This is a genomic window from Phormidium pseudopriestleyi FRX01, from assembly GCF_017313335.1.
Taxonomy (GTDB): Bacteria; Cyanobacteriota; Cyanobacteriia; order Cyanobacteriales; family Laspinemataceae; genus Laspinema; species Laspinema pseudopriestleyi.
In genome coordinates this window covers 1-15,806 of sequence record NZ_JAFLQW010000374.1, presented here as the reverse complement: position 1 = coordinate 15,806, position 15,806 = coordinate 1, and the positions used below count along the sequence as shown (strand labels likewise).

Here is a 15,806-nt window from a genome sequence, read left to right as displayed (position 1 = left end):
GATTTATCTCTTGGGATTACCGATTGCTGAGATAACCCAGAATGTTTCTTTGGGTGGTTCGGAATATTTAGCCGCGATTCACGGAACCGTTGCCGGGAAACCGCCTGTGGTGGATTATCAGTTGGAACGACAAGTCCAAGCTACCTGTCGGGAGGGGATTCGCCAAGGGTGGGTACAATCGGCCCACGATTCAGCGGAAGGTGGCTTAGTGGTGGCTTTAGCTGAATCTTGTATTGGCGGGAATTTAGGAGCGAAAATTACCCTGAATGCGGATGCAGCAAGCGTCTCGCGCTGGGATGAAATTTTATTTGCCGAAGGCGGTGCTCGAATTGTAGTCTCGGTTTCGCCAGAACAGATGGAAAACTGGGAATCTTATTTACATCAGCACTTGGCAGGAAATTGGCAGAAAATTGGGGAAGTATCGGAAATCCCGACAAATTTAATCGTTAATTCCGATGTTAACCTTCCCTTAATTGACGTTAGTATGGCAGATATGCGCGATCGCTGGTCGAATGCCATCGAACGTCGCCTATCTGCATCCCCAAACCTTCCCGGTTGATCTACTACCCCAAACAAACAGGAGCGAAGCCGTAAGCATGATCCCCAATCGTCCTTTGTCCTCTGACGAGCATTATCCTGCATCCGCAGGGTCTTTGAGTGAACCGACTGAGGTTCACCCGGCTATGTCCAACCGCCCGGATAAACCCGAAGAAGCCTGTGGTGTGTTTGGAATTTATGCCCCCGGTGAAGATGTGGCGAAAATGACCTATTTTGGCCTCTACGCCCTTCAGCATCGGGGTCAAGAATCTGCTGGAATTGCTACGTTTGACAGTAAGGCCCAAGTCCATCTGCATAAAGGGATGGGGCTAGTGTCCCAAGTCTTTAATGAGACGATTCTGGACGAATTACCAGGACATTTGGCTGTGGGGCATACCCGGTATTCGACTACGGGAACCAGTCGCGTGGTGAATGCTCAACCAGTGATCGTCCCGACTCGGTTAGGTCCGTTGGCACTTACACATAATGGGAATCTTGTCAATACGGCAATCCTGGGTCAAGAGTTGATCGAACAAAAGTGTAACCTGCTCACGACAACGGATTCAGAAATGATTGCCTTGGCGATCGGGTTGGAAGTGGACAAGGGCAAAGATTGGTTAGATGCCACCATCAGCGCTTTTCATCGGTGTAAGGGAGCCTATAGCTTGGCGATCGCCACTCCGAAGGGCATCATGGGAGCCAGGGACCCTAACGGCATTCGTCCCCTGGTGATTGGCATTTTAAAGGGTAATCCTACCCGCTATGTCCTCGCCTCGGAAACCTGTGGGTTAGACATTATTGGTGCAGAATACCTGCGCGATGTGGAACCGGGAGAATTAGTCTGGATTGGGGAAGAAGGATTAGCCTCTTTCCATTGGAGTCAAAAATCCCAGCGTAAACTTTGTATCTTTGAAATGATATACTTTGCGCGACCTGATAGCATCATGTGCAATGAGTCATTGTATAGCTATCGCCTGCAACTGGGACGACTACTGGCACAAGAATCTCCCGCTGATGTGGATATTGTGATTGGCGTTCCCGACTCCGGCATTCCGGCGGCGATCGGCTATTCCCAGGCATCGGGGATTCCCTACGCTGAGGGACTGATTAAAAACCGTTATGTTGGGCGAACCTTCATCCAACCCACTCAGCACATGAGGGAGTCGGGGATTAAGATGAAGCTCAATCCCCTTAAAGATGTCCTCGTCGGCAAGCGAGTCTTGATGGTAGATGATTCCATCGTGCGCGGCACCACCAGCCGCAAAATCGTTAAAGCCTTGCGGGATGCGGGTGCAACGGAAGTGCACATGAGAATTTCATCCCCGCCTGTGACTCATCCCTGCTTCTATGGCATTGATACCGACAGTCAGGATCAACTGATTGCGGCGACTAAATCCGTAGCAGAGATTGAATCGCAAATTGAAGTAGATTCTCTGGCTTATTTAAGTTGGGAGGGAATGCTTGTCGCCACGGGAGAAGACCCCAACCGCTTCTGTTCAGCCTGTTTCACCGGAGATTATCCGATTCAAATCCCTGATCCGGTGAAACGTTCTAAGCTGATTATGGAGAAAGCCCTTTCCCCTACCCCCGCCGGCTAAAATTTGTTTTCTTTCCCCCGTTTGTAGTAACGACTTCAGTCGTTTCCCGCGTTACTGGGCGATCGCCCAGTAACGCCCTATTAGAATCTCTACCTCCAAAAAAACCCACACCCTCCAGGGTATGGGTTTTAGTCTGAAGAGGGTTTGGAGACCAAACCCCTACATTCGGTCGGAAGGTTTGGAGACCAAACCCCTACATGAAACCACGATGCCGGGATATCAGCTTTTGTCAGGGAGTCATTTACAATCGGACCGACTGTAAATGACTGCGGGGGTTGTAGTGACGGGCGTTGCGAATTTTTTCGTAGAGGTCCTTTTCTGTGGAATTGAGGTCCTTTGGAGGGGCGATCGCAATTCGTACCAACTGATCCGTGCGATCGCCCTTGGCGGTTTTCCATCCCTTGCCCTTGAGTCGCAAGGTTTGTCCGGACCGAATTCCTGCCGGAACATTCATTTTCACCGTTCCATCAGGAGTAGGAATTTCAATAGTTGCCCCCAATACTGCCTCATCCGGGGCAATGGGAACCTCGCAGACTAGATTATCTCCCTCAAACTGGAAAAATGAGTGAGGTTGGATTTCCACCTTCAGGTACAAATCCCCCCGTTGTTGGTTGTAGGAATTCACCAGACCCTTGCCGCGAACTCGAATCCGGGTCCCCGGTTTAGCCCCAGGAGGAATCCGCACATCGATCGCCTCCGTCCCCAAATTTAAGCGCTTTTGGGTCCCCTGAAACGCCTCAGAAAACGTCAGGGTAATACTACTTTCCCGGTCCGCCGAGGTCCCCCCAGGGCGATCGCCTCCAAACCCTGCCGCAAAATCCTCAAAACCCGTCGTCGAAGTCGAACGAGGATTGCGATAATTGTAACTGGCTCCTCCCGGACGAGGAGGACCCGCCCCAGGTCCCCCGACGCGACCAAGCAACGCATTGATAAAATCGTCAAAGCTGGAGAATTGACTAAAATCAAACCCGCCAAAATCCACATTCCCACCACCAGGGGGCCATCCCCCTGCACCGACTGCACCATCAGCTTGTCGCCAATATTGTCCGAACTGGTCATATTTTTTGCGCTTGTCTGAGTCACCGAGCACTTCATACGCTTCTGAAACTTCTTTAAACTTAGCTTCAGCTTGAGCATTTCCTGGATTCATATCCGGATGATATTTGCGAGCAAGTTTACGATAAGCCTTCTTAATTTCATCAACACTAGCGGTTTTATTGACTCCTAGAATTGCGTAGTAGTCCTTGAAGTCGGTCGCAGCCATTAATATTCCTCCTATACCGATAAAGATTTAGTCTATAGTTTTTTTTCACAGAAGCAACCGAGGCGATCGTTCCTCCTAGTCTAGGATATCTAAACTGCAGCACCCCTTCAGTTCGGTTCTTACTCTGGGGTCCTAACGCAATTTCCCTACTGTCTTCAATCTCAGCACTTCAGGCGTTATCCCTCTTAAGTTCAACGTCCCGACTTCAGTCGTTCTTAATGTTCAACAGCCCAACTTGGGTCCTTTCTTCCCCAGACACAGGCTCGGGTTTAAATCCCTAGCGCATCCGTACTGTACCGGCGTCCTAGCGGTGCAGGTTGTTGTTATGATTAACCCGGAAACGACAGAAGTCGGGACGTTGAACAGGAAAGACATCACTTGTTTTCTTTTAGCAGTAATGGCGTAATAGTCCGCCATTACTGCTAAAAGAAAATAGGGAGAATTTAACCCCTTTAAATCACTGTTCCATCAGGAATGATCGCATTTTTCAGAACGACCACAATTCCATTGCGGATATAGAAGCCATCACTTTCGCGATTGGCCTCTTCCACATGGTCTTTATTGATAATTTGTACCTTGCGACCGATGCGAGCATTTTTATCAACGATCGCCCGACGAATCGTCGTATTCGAGCCAATTCCCAAGGGAACCCCGCCTTTTTGAGAACCGGATTGCCGTTCGGCAAAGGGTTCATAGAAGTCAGAACCCATGATCAGGGTATCTTGAATCAAACAGCCTGCTTCAATGCGCGATCGCACCCCTAAAACCGAATGTTCAATCCGACATTCCTTGAGAATACACCCTTCCCCAATAATCGACTCCGTGACATGAGCATCTAACAACTTAGTCGGCGGTAAATACCGAGCACGGGTGTAAATCGGGGCTTTTTCATCATAGAAACTAAAGGGCGGCTGAGGTTGCCGGGTTAACGCCAAATTAGCATCGTAGAACGATTCCATCGTTCCAATATCTTCCCAGTACCCCTTGAACAAGTACGCCTGAACATTATACTCACTCGCCGAAGCGGGAATAATTTCCTTCCCAAAATCCGTGCGATCGGGAGCTTCCCGCAGCAGCTTCGCCATTACATCTTTATTAAAGACATAAATCCCCATTGAGGCAATATAAGGCGTTTTTTGAGCTTCTTCTGGGGTTAAGCCCAAAGTCGTTGTATCTACCGCCATTTGGCGCAAAGCATCTCCTTTTGGCTTTTCGCTAAAGGAAACCACTCGGCCATTGTCATCAATCTTCATCAGACCAAAATCGGAAGCCCGTTTCTCATCAATCGGCAATACCGAAAGAGTAATATCGGCATTGGTTTCGCGATGGCGTCGCAAAAAGTCGCGATAATCCATGCGATAGAGATGGTCCCCGGACAAAATCAAATATTCATCAATATCCCATTCTTCAAACAGCCACAGATATTTGCGAACTGCATCAGCGGTCCCCTGGAACCAACTCGTCGGATTTTCCGCCGTTTGCTGGGCCGCGAGGACCTCTACAAATCCCTCGCTAAAGCCAGAGAAATTGTAGGCACGAACGAGGTGGCGGTTTAAAGACGCCGAGTTGAACTGAGTTAGAACGTAGATTTTGAGAATGTCAGAGTTAATACAGTTACTCACGGGAATATCGATCAGGCGATATTTCCCGGCCAGTGGCACGGCTGGTTTGGCCCGCATCTTGGTTAATGGGTAGAGACGGGTGCCAGCGCCTCCTCCAAGAATAATGGCTAAGACTTTTTTCACGAAAAACCTCTCAACAGTGTCACGCACTCAGCCGTGAGCACTCAGCCGATCGCCTCCGAGTCCTTCGCCTTGAATCATCGGCCAGTCTTAACAGAAAGCGTAGCTGTCATTGTAAAACCCGGGGACTCGGTACTTGCACGCAGGTGCAAACATAGCCGATAGCTGATGGCTGACGGCTGCTCTTTTACAAGTTAAGTGTCTGATTGTGTGGAACCATTGACAAGGGGGGGAGGGGGTGAGTTTGCCAGGGAATCCGGAGTGCCACTCCCAAACTCACCCGAGGAATCGGTCTCAAAACCCTTACCCAATCTGGTTTTAACCTGTAAAAATCGGAGTTTCCGGCTCAGAAAAACCGTCTGAGAGAGAAAACATTAGTCTCCTGACAGATTTGGAACCCTGACTTAAGGGGATAATAAGTACATCTAAAGCGCATAGAGCGCCTGAATATTGAAGCGGAGGACAAATCATGCTGCTATCGAAAGGCTTTGAGGTGGAACTTTATACCGGGACGCCCCAGGGAGATATTGTCGGACTCTCGGATAAAATTGTGGAGGCTCTTCCGCGTTTTATGCGGGAGCCAGATAACCGGAATGTGGAATATACGACGCCGCCCCTGTTTCGGTATGAGCAGTTGTTATGTGAACTGGTGCGCCCTCGACGAATCCTGCGCGAGTATCTCCAAACGGTGGGGAATTACACTTTAATTCCGGGTAGTAGCCTCTCTTTGGGTAGGACAGACCAGTTTTATCGATCCGACCCCCATAATCCTTATCACGGGTTTATCGAGAACACCTATGGGACGAAAGTGGTAACGGCGAGTGTTCACATTAATGTGGGAATTGATAATCCGGATTTGCTGATGCGCGCTTGTCGGTTGATTCACCTGGAGGCCCCGTTGTATTTGGCCCTGAGTGCGGCCTCTCCGTTCCTGGATGGGGAGGTGACGGGGTATCACTCTACGCGCTGGCATCTGTTCCCGAAAGTTCCAGAAACGGCCCCGTTGTTTGAAAATCATGCTCATTTTATCCGGTGGACGGAGCAACAGTTAGAGACTGGGGTGTTTCAAAATGTCCGGCATTTCTGGAGTTCGGTCCGTCCCAATGGCGATCGCCGTCCCTACACCCTGAATCGCCTGGAATTGCGAATTTGTGAATTAGTCTCTGACCCGATCGCCTTACTCGCCATTTCCGCGTTCCTAGAGGCCCGTCTGTGGCAGTTGATCGAGAATCCCCACCTCGACCCCTTAGAACTGAGCTTTTTACCGGCACAAACCCGGGCTGATGACCTCATTGCTTTAACCGATGCCAACGAGTCGGCAGTAGCTCACCGCAGTTTAGAGGCTCAATTGCGCCACTGGCAAGATGGTAGAACGATTTTGGCGCGAGATTGGATTGAGGAACTCTATGAAGAGGTTTTGCCGACGGCGAAGAAACATGGATTTAGCTGTTTTCTGTCTCCCCTGAAAAAAATTCTGCGCGAAGGCAATGAAGCGCAACGGTGGTTAAAGTCTGTGGACCGGGGTCTGGACCCTCGCCAGGTGATTCAAGGGGCGATCGCCTCCATGAGTGACCAAGAGGCGGAATTGGAAGATAAAATCTGTCAGCCTTGGGTTGCCTGAATCCACTCCGGTGATTCAATCAGAATATCTAATCAATGGAATTCAAGGCTGGATGATTAAAAATTTCTATCATTTAACCCGGTTTCTGGTTAAATGATACCCGGATAGCCTCGGATCGGAAACCCGATCGCCTGGGATACCGAGTTGGATAGAGAAACGTCTCGAATATGCCTCAAGTTGTATTAATTCATCCCCAAATTCCTCCCAATACGGGCAATATTGCCCGCACCTGTGCGGCGACGGGGACGCCGCTGCATTTAGTCGGTCCCTTGGGTTTTGAGACTAGCGATCGCTATCTCAAACGGGCGGGACTGGATTATTGGCCCTATGTCGATGTTCACTACCATGAGGATTTAGCGGCGTTTCGGGAGTTTCATCGCCAGGGTGGAGGTCGTCAACTGGGGTTTAGCGCCCGGGGGTCTGATAATTACATTGAGTTTGAATTTCAACCCAATGACTGGTTATTGTTTGGGTCCGAAACCACTGGGTTATCGCCCGAACTCCTGGATGAGTGCGATCGCACCCTTTATATTCCCATGACCCATCCCAAGGTCCGCAGTCTAAATTTGTCCGTCAGTGCCGCATTAGGTCTATTTGAAGCCCTCCGCCAATTGGGTCAACTCCACTGACTAGACTCGGTTTTCTGTTGGCGAATGACTGAAGAGACTTCACCCGCTTTCAGGAGGATGAGGTCTTTTTTTTAGCCACCTGAGTCCTTAACAGGCACCAGGAGAATGCCTCACCCTATCAGGGATTTAATTTCCGCAACACATAAGAAATTTATATAGAACTATCCACCGGGCGATCGCCTTTCCTCCATAGGATTTCATCATTCAATTTTAGGGAGCGATTCCCTCAAAACCCTTGACTGGTGGGCTTAAAGCGCCAAATTCTGGGAAAGACAGACCGGCCAGGGGGAAGAAAATCAAGACGGGGAGTATCCAAGGGATACGGTTGTGCTTTAGAGTTAAATCTGCTTAAAGTCTCATCTGAAGGATTGAGGGAAAATACCTCAAGCCAAACTGGGGAAATCTACTTAAATCGTAAGTCGGGTAAATTCCGGTCTGGGTCAAGTTCTGTTAAATCAGGAAAAAACCCTGACGGTGGAAAGAGTTACGGTATCTGTAAAGCGACCCGAGGGCGAGTTTTTCACCCGATTCCAGGTCCGAATTAAGGGACCATTAAGGGCGCTAAACGGAGCTACAGGGTCATTCAATCAGATTCGTAGCGATTAAAACAGGGATTCCGGTCTGAATGCCTTATAATCACCAAACAGCAGCTTATTTCTGAATCTATGGCTTGTGTCCTAGAATTCAGGGCAGAACGGAACGCGAAAGCGAAGAAGTTTATTAGCCTGAAATCAGCGCTGGATAAAGGTGCTGCCAACATCCTTCGCAAAGTAAAGGGAAAGTTCAAACTAGATTTGGGCGGACTTATTAGAGGCACAATGAGCAGCGCCCATCAGAATTAGGCTTTGGTCTAAGGCTGTGCAAGAATCCCCGTGTCTTTAGACATCGGGAGTGTCAATACCAACTTGTCGAAAACAGAAAATCAGGGTAATCTTGCCTAAGTAACATTCTGTTGTCAGTGACTTCGGTCTCTCTTTGATGTGATTTGCATCATAGACGGGTGGTAAATTCATTGACTTATAAAGACAGTTAAGCACTTGTCGTTAGGAGGTCGTTTTTTTGAAACGAGCATTTCCGGAGAAGGTAAAATCTGTTCCATCCTGTGCCGCCGATAGCAATCGGACGGTCGGAGAGATTAGACAGGTACTCGCTGGCCCCCGCAAGGTTCGCACCTCGGCAGCCATGATTGGACTTGCAATTTCTATGGGGGCATCTAGCATATTGCTGCCTCAACAAGGCGAAGGTGCTGGAGCATCAGAGCCACCGATCGCAGCAGATACATCTGCTACGGATCCCGGGTCTTGGTCCACACTGGAGGCAGAAACAGCCTCAACAGAAGAGGCAGGAACCCAAATGGCAGAACAAACCCTAGATGGGTCTGCTGTAGAACCCCAAGTTCAGGAAGAAGCAACTCCCTGGACCCTAACTGAACAGGGTCCGGTCCCCTCACAGGTCGCCTCTAATCCAGGCGATCGCGGCGAAACCGAAGGAACCGGGGAAGTCAACTCAACCCTTCCATACCCACAGGAATTGACTCGCGAAGGGAACCCGGCTGGCGCAAGTTTTAGCTGGCAAATAGACAAAATCCAGTCTGAGTCTGGGGTTTCCCTCGAAGGATTGGTTCAGTCCGGTGAAAACCGTCTGGATCCAAGTCTGGCGGAGTTGTGGAGTGAGGAGTCGGTCAGTTCAGTTGTTGAATCATCCCTGGGAATGTCCCAGGAGTCAGATGGCCCCGGGCCGGAAATGGCTCCATCTGGATTATTCCCCACGGTTGAACCTCAAGAGTCCACGGAAGGGACCGTTGTTGAGCCCCTCTCCTTAGAGGGTAGAGCGAACGACCCATTACTCGGCGGCATAAGGGCCGAAGAGGAAACTACACCGTCCCCGGTCAATTCCGAACGAACTTCTCCAGGTTGGCAATCCTATTTGGAAGAAAATTCCACTGGGAACGCCTGGGAAAATTCCCCACCGGCTCAAACTGAAGTGAACTCCGGTGAGACCTCTGGATTGGTCCCCTTAGTGCGCCCCGAACTGGAGAGCGCTCAGGAAGAAGCAGTACAGCCTGAGTTATCCAGCTTCCCGTCCGCTGAGAATGACGATCGCACGGCGTTAGACCTGGTTGAACCGGATATGAATGGGGCGATCGCCATCCCATCGGTAGAAAGTGGATTAGCATCGCGCATCTACCAAGTCAGTTTCGGAGATACCCTCGATGCGATCGCACTCCGTAATGGCGTTTCGGCACAAAAAATCGTTGAAGCTAATAGCCTCAACGATCCAGACTTACTCGAAGTCAATCAAACCCTTAAAATTCCGTTAAGTTCTACGGAACCGGGACCTAACTCCATCGCCTGGGACCCTAGTTCCCTAACCAGGGATGAAGGAAGTGATCTGACCGCATCAGCAAAAAGTGATGTCGTTGCTTTACCCAAACAAATCGAAACGGACACCACCTTTTCACTGATTGCACCAAGTAAACCATCAGAAGCGATCGCCTCGATTCCGGAAACCGTCGTCTCGATGATTGATCGCTCTCCAGAACGCTCATCAGACTTGATGACTGGCGATCGCTCAGTCAGCGAAGAGATGCGATCGGCGATCGGCATCGAAACCCTAGTTGCTCAAGCGGCTCCCTCCGTGGAAACGCAAGCCGATGAAAGTGACCATATTGATGGCTTAAGGGCTGACATTCTCAAACTGCGGCAAAAGTACCGCGAACAAGAAGCCCTGGGTCAACACTCCCAAATTGAGGCAGTAGAGACAACTTCTCAACGGTACGGCGAGATCTCCGTCGCCGAAAACTCTCCTAGAGTCCAACCCGCACTTTCCTCCCAGGCGGATGAAAGCAGCTCTTTCCCTGAGTCGATCCAGGCTCATGCGATCGAACCCGAGGCGATCGAAAACCGTTACGTCGATAGTTTACGAGCGGAAATCGAAAAACTTCGCGAAAAATACAAAACTGAAAACCTCAGTTTAGAACCCACAGGGGAATCCGTCCCAGTGGCCCTCCCCAATACCCTGGCTGTTCGGAGCACTTCCACGGCCCCTGAAGGGCCATCAGACCGGATCAATCCCCAGTTCAACCCACAGCCGAACGAAACCTTAGAAAACGCCCCCAGAGCACAGGAAACCCAGCAAGAACAGATCCTCGCGGTAGCGCCGGTTGGTTCTGAAGTCTATGCACCCCTGATGCAGCCTGCTGTGGGACAGGTAGTCTCTCCGGAGTTGCCGCCGTTAAAAACTCCTGATACCTACCTACCCGACAGTCAGCCCACCTTTAATGGCTATATTTGGCCCGCTCATGGTGTGTTTACTTCTGGCTATGGGTGGCGCTGGGGACGGATGCACCGAGGTATCGATATCGCCGGACCCACCGGCACCCCGATTTATGCCGCCGCCACTGGCGTAGTTGTCACCGCAGGGTGGAACTCCGGTGGTTATGGAAATCTGGTTGAGATCGAGCATCCTGATGGCAGTGTTACCCTATACGCCCACAATCACCGGATTATGGTGCAAGAAGGACAGCAAGTCGATCAAGGTCAACAAGTTGCTGAAATGGGAAGCACTGGCTTCAGCACTGGACCCCACCTGCACTTTGAAATCCATCCTTCCGGACAAGGTGCGGTCAATCCAATGGCACTCCTGCCTCCAGAATAAATCACTGATTTATTCTTTTCGGGGGGTTTCGGAATCACATCCCACTCCCCCCTCCTGTTGATTTAGCCCGTATGATTGCGGGCTTTTTTATTGGGGAAATGGGGGAGATTGGGTTGAGTAGCTCTCGTGTCATGGCTCTGCCGTGACACGCACAATCAGCGGATCTGCCGCCTGATCGGGGACTGGAGGCAGAGCCTCCAGGGGAGCTTGACTCGGCCGAGCCAAGTCACGAGGATCACTACTCCCCATCTTACCCATCCTTACCCCTCCTCACGCGATCGCCCGATCGCCTGCCGGAATCCCAACACAATTAAAATGTTAGAGAGGGTCAAAAACACCTCGGCCCCTCCATGTAAAAGATCCACATTTGCTAAAGACTGGTGATAGACTTTGAGGGCGTAAATCCCCACGGGAATAGTCACGGCAACAAATACCAAAGTTCCATAAAACCCAATCAATGCTAACCGGGGCATTTTACCCGAACGAGTGATAAACCATAAAAATCCCAGATAGGGAAATAGGGAAACCGCAAACAAAGCATCTTTAGAAAACATCGGTTTATCTTAAAAAATTCTGGATTTTATATGCAAAATTTCGGGGAGTGAGCCAACGAATTGACCCAGGTTTATCCCCTTATTTTTGAGAGTCGATCGCAGTTTCCTGACTCTCATCCATTAACGTAGAATCCTCAGTCTTGTCCTGAAGTTTTGCCGATCGCCAAATCCACCAAGCTGCTAGACAGAGGGTACAGTTTCCCACCACCGTCATCGTCGCTTGTAGGGTTACCAACCAGTCTAACGAGGTGGGATTATCAAAATAGTGCCAGGTACAAGCACACATCGCCCCCACCAATGCCGGAAGCATGGCAAAGGATAATCCTCGCCAATAGCGATCGCCGGTAAATTCGCCATAGCGCCAAATCAGCCAAATGGCGGCGATCCACTCAATGACGCTGGAAACGTGAATCATCCAGGTGGGAATAGAGAGGGCGTGCATGAATTTAATCAGTAAAAAATAGACAACACAATGGGCACTTAGCCCTTGTTTTGTTTTATTTTAACCCGATTGGTGCGGACTCCAACCTCTTGACAAGGGTGATCGGTTAATCCTGTTATTGAGGTAAGCGCAGAAAATTTAATCCATTGCTGAGTTTGACAGGAGGAAGATTGTGGGGCCAATTCGGGCAGTTTGTTGTGGATATTATGGAAAAGGGAATGCCGGGGATGAGGCGCTGTTAGCCTCGTTATTACAGATGCTGCCGGAAGTTGTCACTCCAGTGGTGCTCTCGGGTAATCCCAACCAAACTCGCGATCGCTACCAAGTCTGTGCCTACAATCGAATGTCTGCATTTTCCGTCTGGCAAGTGCTGCGGCAATCGGATGTGTTTATTTGGGGGGGAGGCAGCTTACTCCAAGATGTCACCAGCGCAGTTAGCCCCTTATATTATGCCGGGTTGATGGGATTGGCGCAGGGACTGGGATTGAAAACGATCGCCTGGGGACAAGGAGTAGGTCCGTTACAACGCCCCTTGACTCGCCAGATTGCGAAACAGACTTTTTCTCAATGCACTCGGGTGAGTGTGCGCGATCGCGGTTCTGCTGCTTTACTCGCCGAATGGCAGATTCCCTTTACAATGGCACCGGATCCGGTTTGGGCGTTAGAGGGGAAACCTGTTCCCGGGTTGTGGGATTTACCCGCCCCTCGGGTTGCGGTAAACTTGCGATCGCATCCCCTGTTAACTCCCGCCCGATTAGACTGTCTCACCCGTGCCTTAATTTCCTTTCAAAAAGCCACAGATACCTGTCTGTTATTAGTCCCCTTTCAAGCTTCTCAAGATTTGGCGATCGCACAATCCATTCAATCTCAACTTCCCGGTCCCAATCATCTGTTTATGCTCGAAGACCCCCGGGAACTCAAAGGACTCTTTCGCGGGGTAGAAATGACCATCGGAATGCGATTCCACAGTTTAATTATGGCGGCGGCAGAAGGATGTCGCTGTTTCGCCATTAGTTATGATCCGAAAGTCACTCAACTCATGGCTGAGTTAGAAATCCCAGGTTGGGAATTAGCCGACATCCCCGAAGATTCCAATTTAATTAGTAAACTTTGGATAGAACAATATGCCAATGGTGACCCACTTTCTGATATCTCCATTCAAGCCATTGTCGATCGCGCCTTGATTCATGAAGAACTCTTGCATAATTTCTTTGCCAACTTTTTCAGTAATCGCTAGGGGATTTGTACCGGATGAGTAGCAATTGTAGGGTGGGCACTGCCCACCTACAGGAGTAAGGTGGGCAGTGCCCACCCTACAATTGCTATCCCAAATTTATGGCGGATTACTCCAGATTTTTGACAGAAACCCAGTTTTTAATCCCTATTTACCCCGCGCGGAGGGATTGAGCCTCTTGGCAAACTGAAGCAAAATGCGATAAAATTACACTCCCCATTGCCTAATTTTCAAGGAGGTCTTTAGATTGGTCCGAGTACGAGTCAGACAGCACGTTAATCCCCTCAGTTATGCGTATCAAACCCCGATTGTACCCCCAACGTGGTCACAAGTCTATACCAATCCAGCCCAACCTTTGCACTTAGATATTGGCTGTGCTTGGGGGCGGTTTTTATTACAAATGGCTGCAATAGAACCAGATTGGAATTTTCTGGGAATCGAGATCCGTGAGCCTTTAGTCGAAACGGCACTGGCACAACGAGATGAAGAGAAATTAAGCAATTTACACTTTATTTTTTGCAATATCAATCACACCTTTGCCCCCTTGATTGAGAGTTTACCTCCAGGGATTTTACATCGGGTTTCGATTCAATTTCCCGACCCTTGGTTTAAAAAGCGCCATCAAAAACGGCGAGTGGTGCAACCGGAATTAGTGGAAAATGTGGCGAAGTATCTCGTGCCGGGAGGAATGGTTTTTCTGCAATCTGATGTTCATGATGTGGCGATAGAAATGCGCGATCGCTTTGCGGAACATTCCAGCTTTGAACGGCAAGGAGGAGAGGATTGGTTACCGGAAAATCCGATGCCGGTGGCAACGGAACGAGAACAATCCACCCTAGATAAAGATGAGCCGGTTTACCGGGTTGTGTTTCTTAAAAAAGGGGAAATTCCGGGATAAAAAGGGAAAAAGTATGGGGAGTTGCAATCTGGGATCGGGCGGTACTTTACTTTAGTCATTGCCACCGCACTCTCATCAGCGATCGCCACTTTAGTGATGGGAGTGACATCTAACTATCCATTTGCGCTTGCGCCAGGGATGGGATTGAATGCCTTTTGTGCCTTTTCCGTTGTCATTGGTTTAGGCATTGAGTGGCGGATTGCCCTAGGTGCCATTTTTATCGAAGGGATTTTGTTTATTCTCCTCACCCTTTCCAAGGTGCGAAACCAAATTATTCAAGGGATTCCGGAATGCCTTAAACAAGCGACTGCTGCGGGAATTGGCTTCTTTTTAGCCTATATTGCCCTGTCTGGAGATCCGGCAACGGGAGGGGCGGGAATTATTGTAGCAAACCCGGTGACGATTACGGGATTGGGAAATTTGGGGGAACCGGCAACGTTAGTGGCGATCGCCGGAATTTTGATTACCAGTGCAGCGGTGGCGCGGCGGATTACGGGGGCGCTGTTGTGGGGGATTCTGGCGACGGCACTCCTGGGCTGGATTTTGGGCGTTGCACCGCCTCCCCAGGGAATTGCTGCGTTTCCCGCGTTTCCCTCACATTATGTTCGGACAGGCGTTTAGGGGTTTGGCAGGGATTGGCAGGAGTAATCTCAAAGAGGAAAATTTGGGTAAAAAGAACTAAAGCAGCTCCTTTATCAGTTGTGGAATGCCCTCACCCCCAACCCCTCTCCCAAAGGGGGAGAGGGGGAGCAAGAGAGGGCATAAATCATTTAGGATTGCTATAAAGATACCTCATCGGATAGATGCAAGAAAGACGGGGATTACAAATACCCCCTGGGCTGAAGCCAGTCTAATCTAGCGATCGCCCGGAAAAGCGGTTAAATTTGGACTGTAGCTAAGTAAATTAACTCAAAATGGCTCTTTTATTCTTTTAAAAATTCAATTTTAAATCGTTCAAAAGTTCAAGAGGTAGATCTCCCCGGAGGTAGAGGGAATTTTGGAACAATTCTACTTAGAATGAGAGCGTAAACACAAATGCAGGTTACATTTTTATCATGGCTTTAGTGAAAATTCACGATTTTTATCCCAACTATCAAGACGAAATTTTTGGCGGTACAGATATCAAAGGAATGGATATCTATGCCGGTACAACCGATGAAAAAATCGGGACGGTTTACGATATTCTGTTAGATGACACGGGCCGTTTCCGTTACTTGGTTGTTGATACAGGGTTCTGGATATTCGGGAAAAAAGTGCTGCTTCCCATCGGATCAGCTCGGATTGATTACGATGCCAAACGGATTTATGCGATCGGCTTAGTGGACAAAAATCAAGTCGAACAGTTGCCCGAATATGACGAACTGCAACCGATCGATTACGAGTATGAAGAGCGGGTGCGGGATGTCTACCGCGATCGCACTGCGGCAACTGGCGCAACAGCTAAACCGGCAGCATCCACGACTGCTACCCGCGATCGCGATAGCTACAACTACGATCAAGAACCTGATCTTTACGATCGCAACGATACCGACCACCGCAATCTCAAACTGTATGAAGAACGTTTGATTGCCAACAAGGACCGTTACAAAGCCGGGGAAGTTACCGTCGGTAAGCGAGTAGAAACCGAAGT

General features: G+C 49.6%; 13 protein-coding genes. 9 read left to right on the top strand and 4 right to left on the bottom strand.

The window, feature by feature from the left end; genetic code table 11:
* A partial coding sequence (locus J0895_RS14055; protein ID WP_242541296.1) for an AIR synthase-related protein occupies positions 1–559 on the top strand: 559 nt, incomplete at its 5' end.
* Between the two features lie 37 nt (positions 560–596).
* Positions 597–2,135, top strand: a complete 1,539-nt coding sequence (gene purF, locus J0895_RS14050) for an amidophosphoribosyltransferase (RefSeq protein WP_207088700.1) — start codon at positions 597–599, stop codon at positions 2,133–2,135.
* A gap of 241 nt (positions 2,136–2,376) precedes the next feature.
* Here the strand turns inward: purF and J0895_RS14045 are convergent, their stop codons facing one another.
* Together J0895_RS14045 and J0895_RS14040 are read right to left on the bottom strand one after the other, a co-directional pair.
* On the bottom strand, positions 2,377–3,399 hold the full coding sequence (locus J0895_RS14045; RefSeq protein WP_207088699.1) for a DnaJ C-terminal domain-containing protein: 1,023 nt from the start codon (positions 3,397–3,399) through the stop codon (positions 2,377–2,379).
* A 452-nt stretch (positions 3,400–3,851) separates the two neighbouring features.
* The gene (locus J0895_RS14040; protein WP_207088698.1) at positions 3,852–5,144 is read right to left on the bottom strand and encodes a glucose-1-phosphate adenylyltransferase; all 1,293 of its coding nucleotides are present in this window, start codon (positions 5,142–5,144) and stop codon (positions 3,852–3,854) included.
* 466 nt (positions 5,145–5,610) lie between these two features.
* Here J0895_RS14040 and gshA point away from each other — a divergent pair, with 466 nt between their 5' ends.
* The 3 genes from gshA to J0895_RS14025 all read left to right on the top strand — a co-directional run bounded on the left by gshA (position 5,611) and on the right by J0895_RS14025 (position 11,048).
* Positions 5,611–6,762: a glutamate--cysteine ligase gene (gshA, locus tag J0895_RS14035; protein WP_207088697.1), complete on the top strand. Its 1,152-nt coding sequence runs from the start codon at positions 5,611–5,613 to the stop codon at positions 6,760–6,762.
* A gap of 167 nt (positions 6,763–6,929) precedes the next feature.
* Positions 6,930–7,391 carry a tRNA (cytidine(34)-2'-O)-methyltransferase gene (locus tag J0895_RS14030; protein WP_207088696.1) on the top strand — a complete coding sequence of 154 codons (462 nt, stop codon included), beginning with the start codon at positions 6,930–6,932 and terminating at the stop codon, positions 7,389–7,391.
* Between the two features lie 1,059 nt (positions 7,392–8,450).
* Positions 8,451–11,048 carry a peptidoglycan DD-metalloendopeptidase family protein gene (locus J0895_RS14025; protein WP_207088695.1) on the top strand — a complete coding sequence of 866 codons (2,598 nt, stop codon included), beginning with the start codon at positions 8,451–8,453 and terminating at the stop codon, positions 11,046–11,048.
* A 260-nt stretch (positions 11,049–11,308) separates the two neighbouring features.
* Here J0895_RS14025 and J0895_RS14020 read toward each other — a convergent pair whose 3' ends face one another.
* Positions 11,309–11,602, bottom strand: coding sequence for a DUF3593 domain-containing protein (locus tag J0895_RS14020; protein WP_207088694.1), 294 nt, complete (start codon positions 11,600–11,602; stop codon positions 11,309–11,311).
* 79 nt (positions 11,603–11,681) lie between these two features.
* Positions 11,682–12,044, bottom strand: coding sequence for a DUF2499 domain-containing protein (locus J0895_RS14015; protein ID WP_207088693.1), 363 nt, complete (start codon positions 12,042–12,044; stop codon positions 11,682–11,684).
* Between the two features lie 172 nt (positions 12,045–12,216).
* On the opposite strand from J0895_RS14015, the gene csaB reads away from it, so the two are divergent.
* The 4 genes from csaB to J0895_RS13995 form a co-directional block, all read left to right on the top strand.
* Complete coding sequence (gene csaB, locus J0895_RS14010; RefSeq protein WP_207088692.1) at positions 12,217–13,281, top strand: polysaccharide pyruvyl transferase CsaB; 1,065 nt, start codon at positions 12,217–12,219, stop codon at positions 13,279–13,281.
* A gap of 244 nt (positions 13,282–13,525) precedes the next feature.
* Positions 13,526–14,176: a tRNA (guanosine(46)-N7)-methyltransferase TrmB gene (gene trmB / locus J0895_RS14005; RefSeq protein WP_207088691.1), complete on the top strand. Its 651-nt coding sequence runs from the start codon at positions 13,526–13,528 to the stop codon at positions 14,174–14,176.
* A gap of 21 nt (positions 14,177–14,197) precedes the next feature.
* Positions 14,198–14,797 carry a solute carrier family 23 protein gene (locus J0895_RS14000; protein WP_340643516.1) on the top strand — a complete coding sequence of 200 codons (600 nt, stop codon included), beginning with the start codon at positions 14,198–14,200 and terminating at the stop codon, positions 14,795–14,797.
* A 434-nt stretch (positions 14,798–15,231) separates the two neighbouring features.
* Positions 15,232–15,806, top strand: a 575-nt coding sequence (locus J0895_RS13995; RefSeq protein ID WP_207088690.1) for a PRC-barrel domain-containing protein, incomplete at its 3' end; no start/stop codon positions are given.

Bases quoted from the DNA above. Each gene is read 5' to 3' on its own strand.
- J0895_RS14020 (WP_207088694.1), bottom strand. From the start codon at position 11,602: ATGTTTTCTAAAGATGCTTTGTTTGCGGTTTCCCTATTTCCCTATCTG.
- J0895_RS14030 (WP_207088696.1), top strand. From the start codon at position 6,930: ATGCCTCAAGTTGTATTAATTCATCCCCAAATTCCTCCCAATACGGGC.
- J0895_RS14045 (WP_207088699.1), bottom strand. From the start codon at position 3,399: ATGGCTGCGACCGACTTCAAGGACTACTACGCAATTCTAGGAGTCAAT.
- gshA (WP_207088697.1), top strand. From the start codon at position 5,611: ATGCTGCTATCGAAAGGCTTTGAGGTGGAACTTTATACCGGGACGCCC.
- purF (WP_207088700.1), top strand. From the start codon at position 597: ATGATCCCCAATCGTCCTTTGTCCTCTGACGAGCATTATCCTGCATCC.
- J0895_RS14015 (WP_207088693.1), bottom strand. From the start codon at position 12,044: ATGCACGCCCTCTCTATTCCCACCTGGATGATTCACGTTTCCAGCGTC.